Raw genomic sequence first — 20,743 nt, forward strand, 5'->3', positions numbered from 1 at the left:
GTGTGGGAGGACCGCCGCTCGTGACCGCGGAAAAAACTCAGACAATGCCTGTCGGGGTCGTCGTCAGACGATTGCCCGGCGTTACTCGCTGGCAAAAGTGGTCCTGGCGACCTGTGTCACTCTTGCCCGGCGCTGGCCCTGCCGACTGGAAAGTGCTCAGGCAAGAAGGCGAGGCGGTCGAGTACCATGCGGCCACGCTTCCGCTGGAATTGCACCGCGCTGACACGGAAGCCTATTTGACCGCGCTGTCGGACAAAGTACCTTCCGTCTACGTGGTGCTGCGTCCTGCCGACGAAGTGGAGCGAGATGTGCCTCTTGATGTCATGCTTGTAACGGCATCTGCTTATGAAGGGCAGGACTACGCGGATTCCAGCGAAGTCATGGTTGAAAAGCTCGCGATGCCGGAAGGCCTGGTGGCCTGGATCCGCGATTTCGTCGAGATCCACCATGAGGAAGAGATCTTCATCAAACGCAAACGCGACAAAAAGCGAATCGATTTGCAGGAAGATGGCGTGGGAGACCCACGCATACGTCAGCTGAGTGACGTTTACCGTGCGCCCTTCAGAAAGCCGAAGGACACGCTGCAATGAGCCCGCAAGACGATAGTGGTTCCGACTTCTGGTCCCGGCGCAAGGCCGCAGTAAAAGCTGCAGAAGAGGCGGAGCGCGCGGGCCAGGAGGCTGCTCAGCAGGCGGAAGTGCGTGCGGCACTTGAAGAAAAATCCGATGATGAGATCCTGGAGGAACTCGGCCTGCCGGACCCTGATGGTCTTGCCGAGAATGACGACTTTTCGAAATTTCTTTCAGCAGCTGTGCCAGAGCGATTGCGGCGGCGCGCCTTGCGCAGATTGTGGACGTTGAACCCGGTTCTGGCCAACATTGATGGCCTTGTCGACTATGGGGAAGATTTTACCGACGCCGCGACTGTCGTCGAAAACCTCCAAACAGTTTATCAAGTTGGTAAGGGCATGTTCGATAAGTTTGCGGAACTTGCCGAGACGGAACCAGAAGTGACGGAAGGCGCTGGTGGTGAGCAGTCTGAGTCGGTCGACGTCGGTCAGCCGGAGTTGCAGTGCGAAGAAAATATCGCGGCGCAAAACGATTATTTACATGACGGAAAAACATCTTTTCAATTGACGCAAGGTGACTCCGTCGTCCAATCTGGAGAGGAAAGCGTTGTCTCTATTGATTTGCAAGAAACTGGTGCAGGTGAGACGCAAGAAGAACCTCGAATCACGAGGCGGAAAATGCGGTTCGACTATACCTAGTACTAAAGTCGAAGACTTGGTTATGTAGATTGATTGCGAAACGCACGAGGGAGGAACCTTGCGGATGTCCGCTGTGGTGAAGGAATATGTGATCGATCCAGAAGATCGGGCACGCGCAGAACTATACGATTTCATTGGGCTCTTGCTGGCCAAGCCTGCTGATGCCTCCCTCCTGGCCCAGGTCGCCGGCTTAAAGGGCGACAACACCCCTGTTGGTGAAACGCTCAACACTCTTGCCAAGGTTGCTGGTGTCACTTCCGCCGAGACAGCGGAGCGCGAATACAACATCCTGTTCATCGGTCTCGGCCGCGGTGAATTGTTACCTTATGCGAGCCACTATCTCACCGGTTTCCTGAACGAAAAGCCGCTTGCCAACCTGCGCGCCGACATGGCCAAGCGCGGCATCAAGCGTGCGGAAGACAAGCGTGAGCCGGAAGACAATATTGCCTCCCTGATGGAGATGATGGCCGGCATGATCATGGGCCGTTTCGGTCAGGTAACGTCTGTGTCTGAACAGAAAGAATTCTTCAACGCTCATGTCGAACCATGGGCGATCCACTTTTTCACCGATCTTGAAACATCCGTGAGCTCCGTCTTTTACGGCGCTGTCGGATCGCTCGGGCGGCAATTCATGGAGATTGAAGCCGAAGCCTTCGGTATGCTGCCCAACTAGACTTCATGTTGTCAATTTAGGCGGCAATGCCGCTGCAAGGAGAGGAGGATCGCAACAATGAAACGACCCGAACAGGTGGAGCCCAAAGAAGGGGCCGGCCGCCGGGATTTCCTGAAACTTGCTGCTATTTCAGCACCTGTAGCCGTGGCTGCGACCACTGCTGTGGGTACTGCTGAAGCAGCAGAACCTGACCTCACATCTGAAAAGATGCAGGACACGGCGCACACTCGCGCCTACTTCGACAGCGCCCGGTTCTAACTGGACCCTGTGAATACACCCGGCCGATGGTTGCGTGACGCCCGATGGCCGGTTCACTGACACACCCAGCCGTATCGATTCCGGTACAAGCAAGGTAGGGCAAAATGCTTAGGAAAAAGACCAATGGGGTTGCGCGACGCCCCCAAGGTGCAAGTATCCTCAGAGACGCTGCACATAAATCGGTAGACCGCAGAACCTTCCTCAAAGGCTCCGGTATCGCCGCAGGCGGCCTGGCCGCTATTACCGCCACTGGCGGCACCGTTACCAAAGCTCAGGCACAGTCTTCTGACGCAGCCGTAAATCTGGTGAAATCGGTTTGCACCCACTGTTCAGTCGGTTGCACCGTGATTGCCGAAGTAAAGAACGGCGTCTGGACCGGCCAAGAGCCGGGTTGGGACAGCCCGTTCAATCTCGGCGCCCACTGCGCCAAAGGAGCTGCGGTTCGCGAACACGCTCACGGAGAGCGCCGTCTGAAGTATCCTATGAAAAAGGAAGGCGGAGAGTGGAAGCGCATCAGCTGGGACGAGGCGATCAACGAGATCGGCGACCAGATGATGAAAATTCGCGACGAAAGCGGACCGGACAGTGTTTATTGGCTGGGTTCAGCCAAGCACAACAACGAACAGGCTTATCTGTTCCGCAAATTCGCGGCCTACTGGGGCACGAACAATGTCGACCACCAGGCCCGTATCTGTCACTCGACCACGGTTGCCGGCGTAGCAAACACATGGGGCTACGGCGCCATGACCAACAGCTACAACGACATCCATAATTCCAAGGCGATCTTTATCATCGGAGGCAACCCTGCGGAGGCCCACCCGGTCTCGCTGTTGCACCTTCTGCGCGCCAAGGAACAGAACAATGCGCCGGTGATCGTATGTGATCCGCGCTTCACCCGAACGGCTGCTCATGCCGACGAATTTGTACGCTTCCGTCCGGGAACGGACGTTGCCCTTGTCTGGGGCATCCTGTGGCACATCTTCGACAATGGCTGGGAAGACAAAGAGTTCATCCGCACACGTGTGTGGGGTATGGACCAGATCCGTGAAGAGGTGGCCAAGTGGACGCCCGACGAGGTCGAGCGCGTCACAGGTACACCTGGCAGCCAGCTGAAACGGGTGGCCAGAACGCTCGCCAACAATCGTCCGGGCACCGTGATCTGGTGCATGGGTGGTACGCAGCACACCAACGGCAACAACAATACGCGCGCCTACTGCGTGTTGCAGCTTGCTCTTGGCAACATGGGCACAAGCGGTGGCGGAACCAACATCTTCCGCGGCCATGACAACGTTCAGGGCGCAACGGACCTGGGTGTTCTCAGCCACACGTTGCCCGGTTACTACGGACTGAGTGCAGGCGCATGGGGTCACTGGTCCCGTGTCTGGGATGAGGATCTCGATTGGCTGAAAGGTCAGTTTGCCACCACGACAGGTGCTGATGGCAAAGAAAAGAACCTCATGAATCTGACGGGTATTCCGGTCAGCCGCTGGATTGACGGTGTGCTTGAAGATCCGGCCAATACCGATCAGCCCAATGCGGTTCGGGCCATGGTGCTTTGGGGGCATGCCCCGAATTCCCAGACCCGTATGGTCGAAATGAAGAAGGCAATGGAACAGCTGGATACCCTGGTCGTGATCGACCCTTATCCGACCGTTTCTGCTGTGCTGCATGACCGCACGGATGGTGTCTATCTTCTGCCGGCCTGTACCCAATTCGAAACCCGTGGCTCCGTGACCGCGTCAAACCGCTCGCTGCAGTGGCGTGACAAGATTGTCGAGCCTCTGTTCGAAAGCCTGCCTGACGAAGTGATCATGGCAAAGTTCGCGAACAAGTTCGGCTGGGGCGACAGGCTCTTCCGCAACATCGAAATGGATGATCCGGAAACACCGAATGTCGAGAGCATTACCCGCGAGTTCAACAGCGGTTTGTGGACAATCGGCTATACCGGCCAGTCGCCAGAGCGCATCAAGTCGCATATGGCGAACCAGCATACCTTCGACCGGACGACGCTTCAGGCAGTCGGCGGCCCGAATGACGGCGAATACTACGGTATGCCGTGGCCCTGCTGGGGCACAGCGGACATGAAACACCCGGGCACACCAAACCTCTACGACATGTCCAAGCCTGTCGCAGAAGGTGGACTGTGCTTCCGTGCACGCTTCGGCGTGGAGCGGGACGGCGACAATCTGCTCGCAGACGGTGTCTCCAATCCGGGTGCGGAAATCCAGGACGGCTATCCCGAGTTCACCATGCAGATGCTGATGGACCTTGGGTGGGACGGCGACCTCACCGACGAAGAACGTGCGTCGATCGAGGGTGTTGCCGGACCGAAGACCAACTGGAAAACCGACCTGTCCGGCGGAATTCAGCGGGTGGCCATCAAGCATGGCTGTGCTCCGTTCGGTAACGCCAAGGCCCGTGCGGTCGTGTGGACGTTCCCGGATCCGGTGCCGCTCCACCGCGAGCCGCTTTACACCAACCGCAGGGATCTGGTGGCAGATTATCCGACCTATGAGGACCGGAAATTCTACCGCCTGCCGACGCTTTATGCGTCCATCCAGAAGCAGGACTTCTCAAAGGACTATCCAATTGTCCTGACGTCCGGCCGACTGGTGGAGTACGAAGGCGGCGGTGACGAAACCCGTTCGAACCCGTGGCTTGCCGAGCTGCAACAGGACATGTTTGTCGAAATCAATCCGCGAGATGCCAACAATCTCGGGGTGCGTGACGGCGCTCAGGTCTGGGTTGAAGGTCCGGAGGGTGGCAAGGTCAAAGTCATGGCAATGGTAACCGAGAGGGTCGGTGAGGGCGTTGCCTTCATGCCGTTCCACTTCGGCGGCCATTTCCAGGGTGAAGATCAGCGCTCCAAGTATCCGAAGGGTGCAGACCCGTATGTCCTTGGCGAGAGCACGAACACGGCTCAGACCTATGGCTACGATTCGGTGACCCAGATGCAGGAGACCAAAGCCACACTCTGCAAGATCTCGGCAGCGTAAGGAGGATATGTAATGCCACTTGGACAAGCGAGGGCTAAGTTCCTTTGTGACGCTGAGCGTTGCATCGAGTGCAATGCCTGTGTGACTGCCTGTAAGAACGAGCATGAGGTGCCCTGGGGTATCAACCGACGCCGCGTCGTGACCATCAATGATGGTAAGCCCGGCGAAAGGTCGATCTCGGTCGCCTGCATGCACTGCTCGGACGCACCCTGCATGGCGGTGTGCCCGGTCGACTGTTTCTACCAGAATGAAGAAGGTGTGGTCCTGCACTCGAAGGACCTTTGCATTGGCTGCGGCTATTGCTTCTACGCCTGTCCGTTCGGTGCACCGCAATTCCCGCAAGCGGGTAATTTCGGATCGCGCGGCAAGATGGACAAGTGCACCTTCTGTGCCGGTGGACCGGAAGAAACACATTCAACCGCGGAATTCTCGAAATACGGCAGCAACCGTATTGCGGAAGGCAAATTGCCGCTCTGCGCGGAAATGTGTTCTACCAAAGCGCTGCTGGCTGGCGACGGCGATGTCGTTTCCGCCATCTACCGCGAGCGTGTTGTCGCACGCGGTTTCGGCTCCGGTGCCTGGGGCTGGGGCAGCGCCTACGGTCGTCAAGGCGGTTGATCGATCTGGTGTCGCCTGCCGGCTTCAATCGGCCGGACAGGCGAGCCGCTGCGATCAACATGAAAAAACTGGACTGGGGCGGCAGCTGTGCCGCCCTGTCTGTCTTCAGTGATGGAAAGTGTGTGAGGTCGGTTATGAAACGCCTGGTGCTGGCATTCGTTGTTCTTTTCGGGCTTCTTTCGCCGAGTGTTGCCCAAGACCAGCAACCGCCTGCAGACCGCAGCGCAACTGGCGGTGCGCAAACGCTTGAAGACATTCTGAAACGGCAACGCGGCGAAAAGATCGACAGCGATTTCAGACGCAACGCGACCGGAGATCCGGATACAGCGGCCGGTATCTCCTCTCAACTGGGTACCCTTGGCGGTGTGTCCGATCCGGAACTCTGGCGTGCGCTCAGGTACGGTTCTGCAGATATCAAGGTTTCGTCGGGTGGTGAGGAAGCCACTGTCCTGATGCAGGATGGTGGAATGCGTTGGCTGGCTTTCCGTGAAGGCCCACTCGCGACTTATGGCTCCTATCTTCTGGGCGCTACCGTTTTGCTTCTGGCTCTCTTTTATCTGCTTCGCGGCCGTATCCGCATCGACGGTGAAAAGACCGGTCAGACGATAACGCGTTTCAAGGCGATTGAGCGGTTTGGACACTGGCTCCTTGCCGGATCGTTCATACTGTTGGCAATCACCGGGCTGATAACGTTATTTGGGCGTTTTGTCGTAATTCCTTTGATCGGCAAGGAAGCTTACGCACCCGTCGCGCTTGCCTCGAAATGGATCCACAACAACGTCGCCTGGGCTTTCATGCTTGGCCTCGTCATGGTGTTCGTGATGTGGGTGGTACACAACATTCCCAACAAGACCGACCTGAAATGGATCGCGGTTGGCGGCGGACTGCTGAAGAAGGGTGTTCACCCACCGGCCAAGAAATTCAATTTCGGCCAGAAGATGATCTTCTGGGGAGTAATCGTCCTTGGCGCCTCTATTTCGGCTTCAGGTATCTCGCTGCTCTTCCCGTTCGAATTTCCAATGTTCGCCAAGACATTTGAGATCCTGAATGCGACTGGACTACCGCAGCTCGTCGGCCTTGGTGTTCTGCCAACGGCGCTTGCACCGCATGAGGAAATGCAGTTCGCGCAACTGTGGCACGCCATCGTCGCATTTCTGATGATGGCGATGATCCTTGCGCATATCTATATCGGATCCGTCGGCATGGAAGGCGCTTACGACGCCATGGGGTCAGGCGAAGTCGAGCTGCAATGGGCGCGCGAACACCACGGACTTTGGGTCAAGGAAGTCGAAGACGCGGAAAAGACAGCTGAGGTCAAGAACGCGATCCCAGCGGAATAGGCCTTGGACCGGGATGTTTCGCTGTCCATCAATCGTGCGGGATGTGGGTTTTCTCCTCAAACCGACCTTTTTAAGGAGTGCTTTTGGGCTGCTTTCCTTGCTGGCCGGGGTGGCGGCAAGTGCTGCCGAGTTTGAAACCCTGAAGGGTCATGGCGGACCAGTGATGGATATTGCCGTTTCAGAAGAGACGGGAACTGTTGCGACAGCAAGTTTCGATAATTCGGTTGCGGTTTGGTCCGAACGTGAACCGCGCTGGCTGGACGGACATGAAGCGGCGGTGAAAGTTGTTGCTTTTGTTGATGCCAAAACTGCGGTTTCAGCAGGTGATGACAACGACCTTCTGGTCTGGAACATTGCAGATGGATCGTCCAGACGCCTGGAAGGACATACTGCCAAGATCATGGGTCTCGCCGTTTCTCCGGACAAGAGGTTCGTGGCCAGCGCCAGCTGGGACACACGCATCGGCATCTGGCCCGTGGAAGGTGGTGAGCCGGTTTATTTGAACGGTCACGCATCGGGTGTGAACGCAGTCGCGTTTTCCGCCGATGGTAAACGGCTTTATTCAGCTTCCGTCGATGGTTCCATTAAACTCTGGGACCTTGAGAAAAGGCAGGAAGCACGGGTCATTGACCGCAACGGTTTCGGTGTCAATGTGTTTGTTGTCGGGGGTGAAAACGGCGGCCGGGAAACCTGGCTTGCCTACGGTTCTCAGGATGGGGTGACCCGGATCGTCGATATCGAAACCGGTGAACGGCTGCGTGAATTCTCGTTTGAGCGGCGACCTATTCTGGCGATCGATCTCAGCCATGACGGTTCTAAGCTCGCGACTGGCGATGGACACGGGTATATCACCGTGGTCGACACGAGATCGTGGGCGATCGAAACGGATTTCAGAGCGGCTCTGAAAGGTCCGATCTGGGCATTGGCCTTTTCCAGGAGCGGTGACGTTCTTCATGCGGGCGGCATTGAAAATATCGTTTATTCCTGGCCTTTGAAGGATCTGTCTTCTGCAGAACCGATGGCGACCAAAACGCCTGATTTCCTTAAGAAACCAGAAGAGATGTCCAACGGTGAGCGACAGTTTGCGCGCAAGTGTTCCATTTGCCATGCACTTGGCGACGAGGGCGAGCGCAAGGCGGGGCCGACCCTCCACAAAGTGTTTGGCCGCCGAGCAGGTACGTTGCCTGGATACTCTTACTCTGCAACTTTGACCGGGTCTGATATCGTCTGGTCAGAAAAGACTATTGATCAATTGTTCCTGGATGGGCCGGACCACTATATTCCAGGGTCCAAGATGCCGATGCAACGTATTGTGCGGCGGGAAGACCGGAGTGATCTGATAGACTATCTCAAAAGGGCCACCTCTGAAGGAGAAGACCAATGAAGGCAATGCTGCTGGCATTTGTTGCAACCGCAGTGATTGCAGTTGGAGCAAGCCTGACCCTGGATCGAATGGGCTATTCAAGCGCTCAACAGGCTACGGGCTCATCAGTGCGTTTGGGCAACTGAGAATTTTTCTGCCGGCTCAGCGTGGCTGAACCGGCAAGATGCGTCTTAGGTTTTCAAGACTAATCATCCCAACGCTCGGTTATGCCCGCTGAACCGGTCGGCGCAGCCGCAAATTTCCCGTCACCAGAACTGCGCCAAGAACAATCAGCGCAAATCCGATACCTGTGGTCCAGGACAGACTTTCAGAAAGCACGAAAACACCGAGCAGGACGGACGCTACAGGCATGAAGAATGCGAGTAGCGACGCATTTGACGCACCTGCGTTTCGGATTAGCCAGAACATCAGCATGACGGGTGCGGCGGTGTTGAACAACGCAACGACGATCAGGTTGACCAGCTGCAAAGGACCTGGTGACAGTGTCCAGGGAAAATCGATGATCATGCTGAGAGGGACCAGGACAATGGCTGCGACAATCAACTGTCCGCTCGCCAGGACCACCGGCTTCAGTTGACCCGTCGCACGGGCATAGATGTTTCCTGTTGCATAGCTTAGGGCCGCCAGGACGGTGACGCCCGCGCCTACCAACTGCGTGTCCAGATGAGAAAAGGCGTCAGGTCCGATGGCAAGAACCACACCTGCGAAACCAATTGCGACCCCGAAAAGCCGGCTGCTCGTCAGCTGTTCTTCTTGCAGAAAGACTGGAGCGATCAGAACGCTGAAGACAGGGATAGTTGCGAAGAGAATTCCACCCAGACTGCTTGCAATATGAGTCTGGCCATAGGCGATGGCGATATAGGGAATGATGGCAGTCAGGACACCCAGCACGATGATCGGTTGCCAGGATTTGCCTGGAGATGGCAAGCGTTCGCCTGACAGCCGCATGAACAAATAGACGGCAAGTGCAGCAAGGGCCGCTCGCCCGGTTGCAAGCGTTACGGGCGGGATGCTTTCCACCGCGAGCTTGATGAATAAAAACGACGAACCAAATAGCGCAGCCGTGAGCAGCAACACCGCCCAAAGACGCGGGGTCATTGTCTGTTTCATGGAATTGTCCTCAAATAGAGAGCTGCTTGATGTCGCACCTTGAGCTTGACCGAGCCGAAATTGTGCCCGTGCGCCTTATGTCTTCTTTGCGCCTGGCATCGGGTGATGCTGCCGCCCGATCATTTCCGTATAGGTGACAAACCGGAACGGGTCGAAGAACTGTATGGCGCTTCTCAACCGGTCACCGGCCTCTTCCTTGAGATCGGAGAGCATTTTTGTCGAGCCGAAACGCTGCTCAGCGGCGATCGCGATCTTGAGCGCAAGTTCGTTGTCACCGTTCGCTATCATCTTTCGGATTGCTGTTGCCGATTGTGCGGCCGTCAGCCCGAGATAATGCTGCAGCATTCTGCCAAATTCTGCGGGTGTGAGAGCATCGAGCCCCTGTGGATCCAGTCCGGTCCTGTCTTCCTGCCAGATACCCACCATCTGATCGACCGTGCGCGCGATCACATTGTCCCGCGCAGCCAGGTATGAGAGGTAATTTTCCGGCTGATGTTGCAGATCGTTCGGGATCAGGTTCAGGCGAATGAGGTCTTTTGCCGAATATCCGTTCTTGACATGGAGGCGTACCATTTCAACCAGCCAGCAATAGTGTTGTCGAAATGCTTTCAGTTGTTCCGGACCGTAAAGGGCCGTCAAGGGATGATGACCATGCAGAATGCGTTTCGGTTTTCTTGAAAGAACTTCATCCATGCTTCTGACAGCGTCATCTGGAAAACCTTCGTTGACCCAGGGTTCGCCGTACCACGGCATGACAATGTCTCCGACGAAGATCGTTTGTAAGTCTGGCAAATGAACGAGCATTGCGTCTTCGGTTTCACCACCAGTGACGGGAACAAGTTCAATCTTCGTCCCGGCAACCTCCACAAAGGTTATGTCGCTAACCGCGACATCCGGAGCATAGGTTTCGACCCAGTGATGATCGAAATCCTGTCCGCGAAATTGTCGATAACTGTGATTGCGGGCAACACGATCCACAACGGCCTGATAGTTGTCGCGGCCGTAAAAGATCACGTTGGGGTTCAGGTTGCGAAAGTAGCTGTGCCCGCCGATGTGATCCCAATGGGCGTGCGTAATAAACACATGCGTGACCGCAGGCAAGGTCGGGTGTTTCCGGAGCAGAAACTCGTGTGCGGCTTGCAAGGAATGGGGCTGCGTGCCTGCATCCACAGCAATGAGTTCGGTGCCGTCTGTGGAGAGGACAAAGTAGATATCTGAAAAGCCGAAGCCATAAAGCGCGAAGATCGAGCCCGGGATGATCTCCTCCAGAACGGGTCCTGGTGCCATCGTGGCGCCGGCAGCGTTTGTCGACGTGAACCAGCCCATGAACATTGCCTTGGGAGCATAGGTCTCATAGCCGCTGCGGCGCCAGAAGTGGGCAGCTTTTTCCTGATGACCATCCCGCTCGTAAAGCCGCGCAAGCTGCCTATATACCTCGCGATAGAACCCGAAAACCGGTTCCGTCTCCGGTCGCTCAACAAGCCATGTCAGGTCTTCATATGCCTGAGATTTCTTGCCGAAGAAAAATGGCACTTGCGCATAGATTTGCCCTGCTGCCCATCGCACGATTGGATGCGTGCCGCTTGTGAGACGCCGGCCTTCCTCCAGGTGCTGAAATGTTTTCAAGACCCACGGTATACGCCTGACGAGTGGAATACGATCGGCATGAGTTGCGCGCAAAATGGCATAGGCTGAAAGATAAACTGCACGTACGTCGTCGGCAAACTCCTGCTCATATCTCTGAAGAAGCCTTTCAAAAAACGCGATGCCCTGCGCCTGCTGGTTGGTGTTGAGATAGGCATTGACCATCAGCATGGTGACCCGAGGATCCTGGTTTTTGCCATAGGACAAAAGGGTCTCGAAATAGTGCAGCTGTGAATGAAAACTTCGGTCCGGGTCTTCGGCCGTGAGGTCTTCAAACTCCTTCGCCGGCTGCAAATGATCGATCAACGTAGGCCCATTTGCTGCTGTAACTTGACTGAAAGATCCACGCTGTTCGAAGTCTGCGTGGTCGGCGGCCAGGCTGTCGCTGTAACCGTGAGAAAAGACTGCGTCGACCGCACTTTGTTCGGACCTTTGCATGATAACTCCTCTACTAGTGTATATGCACGCATTTGGGTAATCTGACTTACTGCAGATCACTATGCGGTGCTTGCGAGCGCGTGCGGGATTTTTTGAGTAGGTCAGCTTACGACGTAGTTGATGTCCGTAAGTTCCTGTTTCAAAGCATGCCAGCGGTCATCACCGAACCGTTTCAGGAACTCTGCTTGTGCCTGTCGCCAATAGGGCGTGGCCTTGGTGACAAGCGTTACACCGCCCTCGCTGAGGGTGAGCAATCGCACTCTGGCATCATCCGCGGATTGCTCTTCAATCAATCCGTCTTTTTTCAGAATTCGGATGTTTCGGGTCAGGGTCGTTCGATCCATACCAAGCAATTCGGCGAGCCTCGTAATTGAGACCGGAGCATGCTGACGCAGAACAACCAGCAACGTAAATTGCGTGTTCTTCAGTCCGGTTGGCTGAAGACGCTGGTCGAAGAACTGCGCAATCAATCTCGTGGTCATTCTGAGGTTCATGCATGCGCAAGCGCTAAAATCGTCTGCCATGGTGGTCTTTCTTAACGTGTATCTACACCTATAAATGTGTATATACACATAAATGTCAAGTAGGTTCTATACCGCGCTAGGAACTTCCGTACACAAGCAGATCAATGCGCCTGCCGTTAGGGCGCGTCTTAAGGAGTGGAAGCCGATTTGGCAGTTCCTATGGATTGACCCAGGAACTGGACAGGGTCTCACCGTTTTCATCGTAGCCGAATTGCGCTCTGATATTGCTTTCACGGCTCAATTTGAACCAGTCAAGCAATGCCACCGAAAAGACGATGACACCAAAACGATCGTGGCCCTGTTGGCTATCGGTATTGCCTAGCAAGATTTCTTTAGTGGTATGAGGTTCCGGCAACTCATCGCCAGGTGGGCCGCCCACATAGGTGTTGCGGGTATGGAAGGGTAGCGCCGACCAGGAAGACACAGCGTAATCGGAGGTTGGTTCAAAGAGAGTGACATGACCTTCGAACCGATACTGGAGACGTGTTTCAGGGCAATATCCAAGAACTGTAGCACTGGGGTTTCCGGTCAGCTCACGCCACTTCGGGCTGCGAGTGTCTGTGTGGAATTCGAGAGAGCGTCTCTTGGGATCGACCTTGCGCAGGACCACGATCCGCGCTTTGGGCGTTAGCGCGTGATCTACTGAGCACAGGTTCAAATACCTGAAACTTGAGCCAGGCCGCTGAACATCCGCCTGAAGAGTTTCCCAGACACTCCTTTCAATCTGCGTCAGCGTCATTTCCACTTCTTTGGCTCCTATCACGAGCGGCCCCGATTTCAGTTGAGGTTAAGTTTGGAAACAACGGCTGAGGCAACAGCGAGATCTTGTGCACCCAGGCCTGTCAGGTCAACAATCGACAGCCGTGCGTCTGCAAAATCCAGATCCTGTGCCATGCCGGCCAAGATGTCGCCGAACGATCTATCAGCCGTTTCTTCAACGATACCTGCCCTCACAGCAACCCCAAAGTCACCATGTTGCAGGCATTGTGCATGGCTATCGGTGGCAATGATATCCGCATGGCCGAACAGGTCCGGCGCCAGTTCGGTTTTACCTGGGCTGTCAGCGCCAACGCCTATGACGTGAAGCGGGTATTTGAGATCTGCGGCGTGAAGTACAGCTGAGGTCGATGGAGTTGTCGTCACGACAATTTCGCTGTTTTCGCAAAGTGACTTGGCGTTGGCAGCCGCAGTGACGCTAAAGCCGAGCTGTTCCATATCCTTGATGTAGCCCTCGACCCTGTCTTTGTGCCTTCCCAGCACATGGAGCCGGTTCAGTCCTGTGGTTTCGCGAACAGCCAATGCCTGAAGGCGCGCCTGCGTTCCCGTGCCGACGATGCCAAGGGAACTGCTGGAATCCGCTGCCTTCAGCGATGCGGCCAGGGCACCGGCAGCCGCTGTCCGCATTTGTGTCAGCCAGCCTTCATCTTGAAGAAGTGCGACAGGGCGTCCGGTGGACGAAGACAAGACAAGCACCATGCCGTCATTTGCGGGAAGACCGCGCTCGGGATTGCGGTAAAAGCCAGTTGCGATCTTGATGGTGAAATACGATCTGTCTTCCGCCTGTGCAGCTTTGGCATGGCAGTCGCCCACAAGAGCACCCGTTCCGTCATGAAACAGGATCTGCATGGGTTCCGGCTGTATGATCCTGCCGTTTGCGACATCGATAAAACTTTGCCTCACGGCCTCAATCGCATCGTGCATGCCGATCGTTGAGCGGATCTGGTCCAGCGTGACTACCTGCACGGCATATCCTCAAATCTGGAAGCCGGTATAGTGCACCCGGAAGTGTTCCCTCATGGCGGTAAGGCCATCTTCAAACACCTTGCCGCGCCCGAATCCGATACGGAAATGACCTTTTGGTACTTCATTGAGGTCAGAAGCGTAGATGGACCCTGGCAGCAGAAGAACACCGCTTTCTTCCAGAAGACTGCGGCAGAATAGTTCGACATCTCCCGGGCCGGTATAGCGTGGAAAGGCGACACATCCTCCCTGAGGTCTCTTCCAGTCGATCAGACCTGGAAATTCATCAAGAAGCTTTTCCAGTGCGACCACGTTTTTCTTTATAAGTGCCCGGTTTCGTTCAAGGATCTCGACACGTGCTTTCAAGGCAATGATAGCAAGGACTTCGGAAGGTCCGGAGTTGCAGATAGAAAGATAGTGCTTGTAGCGTTCAACTTTTTGCAGAAGCGTAGCATCCTGTGCCGCGATCCAACCGATCCGAAGACCTGGAAGTCCATAGGCCTTGGACATGACATTGAGTGATATGCCACGCTCATATCGATCTGCGATTTGTGGCATGCGGTCCAATGGATCCAACTCGACCCCGCGATAGACTTCATCGCTCAGGATCCAGATACCATGTGCACGGCAAAGCTCGATAAGTGCCTCCAGATCCGCAGGGGCGATCAGCATGCCGGTCGGGTTGTGAGGAAAATTCAGGGAGAGCAGCTTTGTATTCGGTCGGATGGCCTCCCGAATGCCACTGAGATCAATCCGCCCTCCAGCTGCTGTGTCGCCCTTTAGCAAAGGTACACCAGTGACCTCACAAATCGAGAGCGGAATTGTCTCGGCGCTTTGATAATTCGGTGTTGGTACGATGGCGTGGTCTTCTTTTTCCACCAGCACCTTTGACACCGCGTAAAGCCCTTCACCGGCGCCAGCAAGGCAAAGAATGTTTTCCGGCGTCATCTGCTCGTAAGTTCGCGCAATTTCCGTGCGAAGCGCTGGCGCTCCCCAGGTTTCCGTATAGCCCAGCCAGAGAGTTTCGAATGCCTCGCGATCTTCGGGCGCCGCTAAGGACAAAAGGTCGGAAACCCCCATGCTTTCCAGGTCCGAGGCGGTCATGTGATGCCTTGCCTTAAATTCCCATTCAGAGAAAAAGACTTCCAAACCGAAATCGCGCATGGGTCTTGGATGTGTCATGACTTCAAGCTCACCTTCGGACTTTCGTTGCTGGTGACTGTTTTGCCAGTTTGATCAATTCGTAGAGACTGGCACGGGAGATCCCCAGGACTTCGGCGACATATTCCGAAGAGCCGCGGGCTGCGAAGATGTCGGCCTGGACAAGTCGCTCAACAATGACCAGTCGATTGGGGCGGCGGAGCTGGTTGAACGAGAGTTTCAATTCCTTGAGCGTGGAGGCGACGATCGAGTTGGTGACTTCGCGCCAGTCATTTTTGAGCAAGTTGGAACCGGTGTCCAAATGAAGCGAAGTGAGCGCTTCAAGTAAATCGCGCGCGGCTTCCAGTTCTGTCAGACGCAGATTGAGGCACAAGAGAGCGCTCGGCTGTCCATCCTCGTCCCGCAACAACGCTGACACCGAGCGTAGCCTTGCTCCGTCCGAATTCGACTTCAGATAGGGTCCGATCGTATCGTCTGGAAGCAGTTCGGACTGATAGTCCGCTGTCTCGACCAGACTGTCGTCACCTTCCTCTCGCGGCGAAAATCCGTTCTCGATTGCAGAAATTCTGCCTGACTTTAGGTCATGCAAGACGACCTCGACTTGCCCTGGGAAAAGAGCAGAAATCGCCTTGCAGATCGGAGTAAGTGTGTGCAGGTCGATCATTCAATTTTCATACCTAATGTCTGAAATTAGACATTTAGTCTGAAATCGAATTTCCGTCAATGCTATCTGCCGTCGGCTCTGCAGTCAGTGTTCTGACATAGGCTCGCGACAGCTTGTGAGCGGCGCGTTCCGCAAAGTGTTCCATCCGTATGTCTTCAACGATTTGAGCGTCGTCCAGCACCAGAATACGGCTCGCCAGATGCCGTAATGGCGCAAGATCATGGCTTACAATCAGCATGGCCAGGCCAGTTTCCCGATGCAGCTTCTGCAACAACTCGATTGCCTGAACCCGCGTCGAAAAATCCAGCGCGGACAGAGGCTCGTCAAGGATCAGAACTTGGGGGTTAGCAGCTATTGCGCGCGCCAGGGCGACGCGCTGGCACTGCCCGCCCGACAGCGCATGTGTCCGACGCCCTTGCATGTCCGGTGTGACGCCCAGATCATTCAGATAAGCCGATGCACTGGATTTGCGTGAATTCGGCGAGCCGATGGAAAAGCCGTTCAACGCCTCCATAACAGCGCCATGTGCGGAAAGGTAAGGGCTCAATGATTGGACCGGATCCTGCCAAAGGTACTGCAATTGTCTGCGTGCTGTTCCTTTGCCTGGGACGATTGAGGCGCCGTTCAGTCTGATGTCGCCAGTTGAAGGCTTTTCAAGACCGACCAGGCATCGGGCCAGCGTCGACTTGCCTGCGCCCGACCGGCCGATCAGTCCGACAACCTCACCCTGACCGACGGTCAGACTGATGTTTCGCAATATTGTGCGTCCATAATATCGTTTGGAAAAATCGGAAATGCTTAACAAGGACTTCGCAACCTGTTTGCTGCCTCCGCCAGCAGCCGGGCTGCTGGTGCGCCCGATTGGCCGAGCGTTTTTATAGAACCGTCTTCGACAATCTCGCCCGACTGCATGACCAGAACCCGGTCGGCAACCTCCTGCACGGCATGCAGGTCATGGCTTATAAAGAGCAAGGTTGCGCCGGTCTCGGTGACCGCATCATTCAGCGCGCTCAAAATGTCCAGCTCGGTCAGGATATCCAGACCCGTTGTCGGTTCGTCTGCGATCAGCACCGCAGGGCGGAGGATCAGGGCGATCGCGATCAACACTCGCTGTTTCATCCCCCCGATAGCTGGTAGGGAAACTGCCTCACCACATCAGGAGACAGGGCCAGCTTGTCCATCACCTTTGGGATCACTTCCCTGGCGTGCGCACCGGCGATCCGCGCGGCTTCTTCCAGCTGTGGACCGATGCGCCTTGCGGGCGTCAGTGCAGATGCCGGGCTTTGAAAGATCTGGAAGACATTCCGGCCACGATGACACCGCCAATGACTGGGACGCGCGCCACGCATACTGATGCCGTTCAGGTAGAGGTCGCCCGATGTCATGGACAGCGGTGGACGTAACAGTCCGCAAAGCATGGCGGCTGTCAGAGATTTGCCCGAGCCGCTTGCCCCGATCAAGCCAACACGTTCACCCTTGGCCAGGTCGAAGTTGAGCTTGTTCAAAAGGAACTGGCCCTGTGGTGTCGCGACAGTCAGGTTGCGCAACGAGATCGCACTCACCACTGATATGGCCTCCGCTTGTCGAGGAGGTCACGCAAACCTTCGCCGACCAGGTTGAACGCAAGAACCGCGCACACAACTGCAAGACCAGGTGCGATCAGCATATGGGGGGCATGCGCAAAAAAGGTCGTGCCTCGTTCAGCATGGCGCCCCATTCTGGCATGGGCGGCTGCGCGCCAATGCCTAAAAAACTGAGTGAGGACAATGCAAGGAGAACCGACGCAGTCTCCAGCGAGACGATTACGGCAAGCGGCGGCAGTATCTGCGGCAATACATGTCGAAATATGACCCGGCGACGAGACGCGCCGGCGAGGTACGACGCTTTTACAAAGTCCCTTTCATTCGCCGACAACACGAGTGCGCGAATAAGTCGTGCATTTGAGGGCCACCAGGCAACGGCAACGCCTATGATCGACGCTTCCAGAGATGCGCCCATGAAGCCGATCACGGCTAATGCGAGCACAAGTGTTGGAAAGGCCATGACAATATCGGCGAGCCGCATCATCACCATATCCGTGCGTCCGCCTGCAAGACCTGCGATCAAACCCCAGGGAAGCGCTATGGCAAGGATCGCTGCCATTGTTTTCAGGGCCGCACCGAGTGAAACCGGAATCGCTGCCAGCAATCGTGACAGTAGATCGCGCCCGAGATGGTCCGTGCCCAGGAGATGTCTTTCGGATGGGCCCGCGAGCCGGGAAAGAAGGTCCATTTTTTCCGGAGGCGGCAAGTTCGATGTCCCGCCTGCCAGAGCCAGAATTGCGAAACCGAACAGCAGGAAAAGACCGAAGGTCAATCCGATATGCCCTGGCACGATACTGCGAGTGAAACGGAGCCTTTGATGGACGGTATTACTCATCTGCAAGCCCGCGTCTGAGCTGGGGGTCGGCGAGTACCAACACAATGTCGGCCAAGAAGGAAGTCACGAAAAAGACCAACCCCATAAGCACGAGATATCCCTGGATGATTGGAAAATCCCGCTGACCGATGGCTTGCAGGATCAACTGGCCAAGTCCGGGCCAGCTGAAGATGCTTTCAACGATCACCGCACCGCCCAGAAGCCAACCCAGGGTGTTGGCCCAGACAGTGGTCATTGAGCCAATGATCCTCGGACCGATATGACCCAACAGGATGCCCAAAGGGCTGACGCCCTTGGCAATCGCCAGGCGAACGTAGTCCTCGCAGGCTTCCGCGCGTACACGCTCATATACGAAACGTCCCATCGCGGCACCGGCACCAATGCTGAGCGTCAATGCTGGGAGGATCAGGTCAATTGCCGAACCGTCACCAACCAGTCTGGACCAGCCGAGATTGAGGACAAAGACGTGAATGAACAGGAGCGCAAGCCAAAACGAGGGAACCGAAACCAGCACAATCGAAAGTGCCCGCACGCAGTTGGCCGTAAACCGGCCGGCCATGACGGCCAGTGTTCCAAGCGCGAGCGAAATGCCCACAGCGCCAACAAGAGAGACCAGTGAGAGCATCAAGGTCGCAGGCATATGAAGGCCAATCTCGGCGATCACGCTCCGGCCGGTTGCAACGGAGGTGCCGAAATCGAATTGCAAGGCACGCGCCAGCCAATGCGCATAGCGAATGAAAAATGGTTTATCGAGACCATACGCGGCCTTGATCGCCGCGATGTCTTCGGGTTTGGGCACAATGCCCATGGCACGCAGCTCCATTTGCACCGGGTCTCCCGGTGCAAGTGCCACGATGGCGAATGCGACAAACGACATGCCCAGCAAGGTGGGCACCGTCACTGCCAGACGCGTAAGCAGAAATCTCAGCATGTCAGAAGGGGGCGGCCGACTGACCGCCCTTTCGTGTTTCAATGATTGAAGCTGACATTGCCGTAGCCGATCCAGTCAGCATATTCCGACATCGGCACTGACACGCCCGGGCGGGACAGGGTGAAATTCGGTACCAAAAGGATCGGAATGCTGGAGGTGTGTTCGTCTACGATGGACTTGTAAGCCTGCCGCACCAGTTCAATGGCTTCCTTGCGGCTTGATGCCACGCGTGAGGCTGTGGCCAGCTCATCCACATTGCCACCTGGCGATGTGACTGCGTAGCCCCAGGGGCTCATGGTCGTGAAGACATTGTAGAGCAGATAGGTGGGGTCGGTGTTGTTGTTGGAAGCAAATTCCAGATACATGTCTGCCTGACCCGGCCCAAAATAGGTGTCGTTATATACGCCGCTGTCGGCAACTTCGACGATTTCGGTATCGACACCAATGGCGGCAAACATCTGCTCCAGCATTTCCGGCATTGGTTTTACCGTTGAAACGTTGGGATAGGCAGCAACCATGCGAAGTTTGAGCTTGCGTCCGTCTTTTTCGCGAACACCATCATCGCCCACAACCCAGCCAGCTTCGTCAAGCATCTTACCGGCCTTTGACGGGTCATATGTAAAGCCATTGGCATGATCGTCTCCGAGATCAAACATCCATCCGGGCAGGATCGTCTTCGCAGCCTGGCCGCGTCCGCCATAAAGCACCTGAGCTATTGTTTCGCGGTCGATCGCCATTGCCAAAGCCTGACGAACACTGATATCGGTCGTGATGTCGAAAGGCGCTTTGCCAAGCATGTTGAACATGAGCGCCGCATAGCGGATCGGACGGCTTTCGTTCAGAACGACAGAGCCGTCCTGCGGCATTGACAACATCATTTGAGGTGTGACTTCGCCAATGACATCCACTTCGCCATTTTGCAACGCCAGCAGGCGGGCATTGTCATCGCCGATGAAAAGATAGGTGATCTTGTCAATCTTGGGTGCTTCCCCCCAGTAGTTGAGGTTCCGGGTGACCGTGATTTGTTTCTTCGGCTCGTAACTTTCCAAAATGTAGGGGCCGGTCCCGACCGGATATTCGGCCATCGCGTCGGTCGGCAGAAACAGCGATGCTCCCCGATGCGTCATGTTCTCGATCACCAGAGCTGATTCCACTTCGGAGCGGAACGAGATCAGATAGTCATCCAGCTTTTTGAAGCTGTTCTGATCAAGTTGCAGAAAATCGGATTTGTTCTGGTCGTACAGCTTGAGAGAAGCGATTGCGCTGTCGGCGTTGAACGGTGTGCCATCTGAAAACGTAACGCCGTCTTGCAGCGTCACCGTATAAGTGCCGTCGTTGTAATCCCAAGACTTGAACAGGAGCGGAGAGGGATTGAAATTTGCGTCCGGCTTGACCGCAGTTTCGGCAATCTGGGCTGCGGGCCGCCGTGTGGTGAAAGTGAACTTATCGGGCTTGACGCTGTAGCGGTCTGCTTTGACCGCGACCGTCAAATGTGTTTCAGCAACGGCATGCGTCGTGGCAGGCAGCGCGAGCAACCCCAGCGCGGCGAAGGAGGCCAAGATCTTGGATTTGGACAT

General features: G+C 55.8%; 20 protein-coding genes and 1 pseudogene. 9 read left to right on the forward strand and 12 right to left on the reverse strand.

Annotation, left to right across the window (positions count from 1 at the left end):
* Window positions 1-20: 20 nt before the first annotated feature.
* The 9 genes from ACZ1HV_RS20710 to ACZ1HV_RS20750 all read left to right on the forward strand — a co-directional run bounded on the left by ACZ1HV_RS20710 (window position 21) and on the right by ACZ1HV_RS20750 (window position 8,661).
* Window positions 21-590: a DUF3305 domain-containing protein gene (locus tag ACZ1HV_RS20710; protein ID WP_298986172.1), complete on the forward strand. Its 570-nt coding sequence runs from the start codon at window positions 21-23 to the stop codon at window positions 588-590.
* Window positions 587-1,267 (forward strand): DUF3306 domain-containing protein, encoded by a 681-nt coding sequence (locus ACZ1HV_RS20715; protein ID WP_472716169.1) that lies wholly within the window; start codon window positions 587-589, stop codon window positions 1,265-1,267. Before ACZ1HV_RS20710 ends, ACZ1HV_RS20715 begins: the two co-directional genes overlap by 4 nt.
* Window positions 1,268-1,331: 64 nt before the next feature.
* Window positions 1,332-1,940, forward strand: coding sequence for a TorD/DmsD family molecular chaperone (locus ACZ1HV_RS20720; RefSeq protein ID WP_298822038.1), 609 nt, complete (start codon window positions 1,332-1,334; stop codon window positions 1,938-1,940).
* A 57-nt stretch (window positions 1,941-1,997) separates the two neighbouring features.
* Window positions 1,998-2,198: a twin-arginine translocation pathway signal protein gene (locus ACZ1HV_RS20725; RefSeq protein WP_298822037.1), complete on the forward strand. Its 201-nt coding sequence runs from the start codon at window positions 1,998-2,000 to the stop codon at window positions 2,196-2,198.
* Between the two features lie 104 nt (window positions 2,199-2,302).
* Window positions 2,303-5,194, forward strand: a complete 2,892-nt coding sequence (locus tag ACZ1HV_RS20730; protein ID WP_298822036.1) for a formate dehydrogenase subunit alpha — start codon at window positions 2,303-2,305, stop codon at window positions 5,192-5,194.
* Window positions 5,195-5,206: 12 nt separating this feature from the next.
* Complete coding sequence (gene fdh3B, locus ACZ1HV_RS20735; RefSeq protein ID WP_152500131.1) at window positions 5,207-5,812, forward strand: formate dehydrogenase FDH3 subunit beta; 606 nt, start codon at window positions 5,207-5,209, stop codon at window positions 5,810-5,812.
* A 59-nt stretch (window positions 5,813-5,871) separates the two neighbouring features.
* A complete protein-coding gene (locus ACZ1HV_RS20740) occupies window positions 5,872-7,152 on the forward strand; it encodes a formate dehydrogenase subunit gamma (RefSeq protein WP_298986178.1) in 1,281 nt (426 codons plus the stop codon).
* A 13-nt stretch (window positions 7,153-7,165) separates the two neighbouring features.
* Complete coding sequence (locus tag ACZ1HV_RS20745) at window positions 7,166-8,536, forward strand: c-type cytochrome (RefSeq protein ID WP_472716170.1); 1,371 nt, start codon at window positions 7,166-7,168, stop codon at window positions 8,534-8,536.
* Window positions 8,533-8,661, forward strand: coding sequence for a hypothetical protein (locus tag ACZ1HV_RS20750; protein WP_256366677.1), 129 nt, complete (start codon window positions 8,533-8,535; stop codon window positions 8,659-8,661). The genes ACZ1HV_RS20745 and ACZ1HV_RS20750 overlap by 4 nt, the downstream gene beginning before the upstream one ends.
* A 79-nt stretch (window positions 8,662-8,740) precedes the next feature.
* Here the strand turns inward: ACZ1HV_RS20750 and ACZ1HV_RS20755 are convergent, their stop codons facing one another.
* The 12 genes and pseudogenes from ACZ1HV_RS20755 to ACZ1HV_RS20810 form a co-directional block, all read right to left on the reverse strand.
* Window positions 8,741-9,646 (reverse strand): DMT family transporter, encoded by a 906-nt coding sequence (locus tag ACZ1HV_RS20755; protein ID WP_472716171.1) that lies wholly within the window; start codon window positions 9,644-9,646, stop codon window positions 8,741-8,743.
* Window positions 9,647-9,721: 75 nt separating this feature from the next.
* Window positions 9,722-11,728, reverse strand: a complete 2,007-nt coding sequence (locus ACZ1HV_RS20760; RefSeq protein ID WP_472716172.1) for an MBL fold metallo-hydrolase — start codon at window positions 11,726-11,728, stop codon at window positions 9,722-9,724.
* A gap of 101 nt (window positions 11,729-11,829) precedes the next feature.
* Entirely contained in the window at window positions 11,830-12,210 is a 381-nt protein-coding gene (locus ACZ1HV_RS20765; protein ID WP_472716173.1) for a MarR family winged helix-turn-helix transcriptional regulator, read from the reverse strand.
* A 199-nt stretch (window positions 12,211-12,409) separates the two neighbouring features.
* Window positions 12,410-12,991, reverse strand: a complete 582-nt coding sequence (locus ACZ1HV_RS20770; RefSeq protein WP_472716174.1) for a pyridoxamine 5'-phosphate oxidase family protein — start codon at window positions 12,989-12,991, stop codon at window positions 12,410-12,412.
* A 38-nt stretch (window positions 12,992-13,029) separates the two neighbouring features.
* On the reverse strand, window positions 13,030-13,995 hold the full coding sequence (locus ACZ1HV_RS20775) for a Rossmann-fold NAD(P)-binding domain-containing protein (protein WP_472716175.1): 966 nt from the start codon (window positions 13,993-13,995) through the stop codon (window positions 13,030-13,032).
* Window positions 13,996-14,004: 9 nt separating this feature from the next.
* Window positions 14,005-15,174: an aminotransferase class I/II-fold pyridoxal phosphate-dependent enzyme gene (locus tag ACZ1HV_RS20780; protein WP_472716176.1), complete on the reverse strand. Its 1,170-nt coding sequence runs from the start codon at window positions 15,172-15,174 to the stop codon at window positions 14,005-14,007.
* Window positions 15,175-15,184: 10 nt separating this feature from the next.
* Complete coding sequence (locus ACZ1HV_RS20785) at window positions 15,185-15,817, reverse strand: helix-turn-helix transcriptional regulator (RefSeq protein ID WP_298964653.1); 633 nt, start codon at window positions 15,815-15,817, stop codon at window positions 15,185-15,187.
* 34 nt (window positions 15,818-15,851) lie between these two features.
* On the reverse strand, window positions 15,852-16,574 hold the full coding sequence (locus ACZ1HV_RS20790; RefSeq protein ID WP_472716177.1) for an ABC transporter ATP-binding protein: 723 nt from the start codon (window positions 16,572-16,574) through the stop codon (window positions 15,852-15,854).
* Between the two features lie 41 nt (window positions 16,575-16,615).
* Window positions 16,616-17,382 (reverse strand): annotated as a pseudogene (locus ACZ1HV_RS20795) (ABC transporter ATP-binding protein).
* A 94-nt stretch (window positions 17,383-17,476) separates the two neighbouring features.
* A complete protein-coding gene (locus ACZ1HV_RS20800) occupies window positions 17,477-18,235 on the reverse strand; it encodes an ABC transporter permease (protein ID WP_472716178.1) in 759 nt (252 codons plus the stop codon).
* Window positions 18,228-19,166, reverse strand: a complete 939-nt coding sequence (locus ACZ1HV_RS20805) for an ABC transporter permease (RefSeq protein ID WP_472716179.1) — start codon at window positions 19,164-19,166, stop codon at window positions 18,228-18,230. Before ACZ1HV_RS20805 ends, ACZ1HV_RS20800 begins: the two co-directional genes overlap by 8 nt.
* A 38-nt stretch (window positions 19,167-19,204) precedes the next feature.
* The gene (locus ACZ1HV_RS20810; RefSeq protein ID WP_472716180.1) at window positions 19,205-20,743 is read right to left on the reverse strand and encodes an ABC transporter substrate-binding protein; all 1,539 of its coding nucleotides are present in this window, start codon (window positions 20,741-20,743) and stop codon (window positions 19,205-19,207) included.

The organism is Roseibium sp. JB4-4 (assembly GCF_055693425.1).

Coding starts and splice junctions, on each gene's coding strand:
- ACZ1HV_RS20715 (WP_472716169.1), top strand. CDS start 587: ATGAGCCCGCAAGACGATAGTGGTTCCGACTTCTGGTCCCGGCGCAAG.
- ACZ1HV_RS20720 (WP_298822038.1), top strand. CDS start 1,332: ATGTCCGCTGTGGTGAAGGAATATGTGATCGATCCAGAAGATCGGGCA.
- ACZ1HV_RS20725 (WP_298822037.1), top strand. CDS start 1,998: ATGAAACGACCCGAACAGGTGGAGCCCAAAGAAGGGGCCGGCCGCCGG.
- ACZ1HV_RS20730 (WP_298822036.1), top strand. CDS start 2,303: ATGCTTAGGAAAAAGACCAATGGGGTTGCGCGACGCCCCCAAGGTGCA.
- fdh3B (WP_152500131.1), top strand. CDS start 5,207: ATGCCACTTGGACAAGCGAGGGCTAAGTTCCTTTGTGACGCTGAGCGT.
- ACZ1HV_RS20740 (WP_298986178.1), top strand. CDS start 5,872: ATGAAAAAACTGGACTGGGGCGGCAGCTGTGCCGCCCTGTCTGTCTTC.
- ACZ1HV_RS20745 (WP_472716170.1), top strand. CDS start 7,166: ATGTTTCGCTGTCCATCAATCGTGCGGGATGTGGGTTTTCTCCTCAAA.
- ACZ1HV_RS20750 (WP_256366677.1), top strand. CDS start 8,533: ATGAAGGCAATGCTGCTGGCATTTGTTGCAACCGCAGTGATTGCAGTT.
- ACZ1HV_RS20755 (WP_472716171.1), bottom strand. CDS start 9,646: ATGAAACAGACAATGACCCCGCGTCTTTGGGCGGTGTTGCTGCTCACG.
- ACZ1HV_RS20760 (WP_472716172.1), bottom strand. CDS start 11,728: ATGCAAAGGTCCGAACAAAGTGCGGTCGACGCAGTCTTTTCTCACGGT.
- ACZ1HV_RS20765 (WP_472716173.1), bottom strand. CDS start 12,210: ATGACCACGAGATTGATTGCGCAGTTCTTCGACCAGCGTCTTCAGCCA.
- ACZ1HV_RS20770 (WP_472716174.1), bottom strand. CDS start 12,991: ATGACGCTGACGCAGATTGAAAGGAGTGTCTGGGAAACTCTTCAGGCG.
- ACZ1HV_RS20780 (WP_472716176.1), bottom strand. CDS start 15,174: ATGACACATCCAAGACCCATGCGCGATTTCGGTTTGGAAGTCTTTTTC.
- ACZ1HV_RS20785 (WP_298964653.1), bottom strand. CDS start 15,817: ATGATCGACCTGCACACACTTACTCCGATCTGCAAGGCGATTTCTGCT.
- ACZ1HV_RS20800 (WP_472716178.1), bottom strand. CDS start 18,235: ATGAGTAATACCGTCCATCAAAGGCTCCGTTTCACTCGCAGTATCGTG.
- ACZ1HV_RS20805 (WP_472716179.1), bottom strand. CDS start 19,166: ATGCTGAGATTTCTGCTTACGCGTCTGGCAGTGACGGTGCCCACCTTG.
- ACZ1HV_RS20810 (WP_472716180.1), bottom strand. CDS start 20,743: ATGTCCAAATCCAAGATCTTGGCCTCCTTCGCCGCGCTGGGGTTGCTC.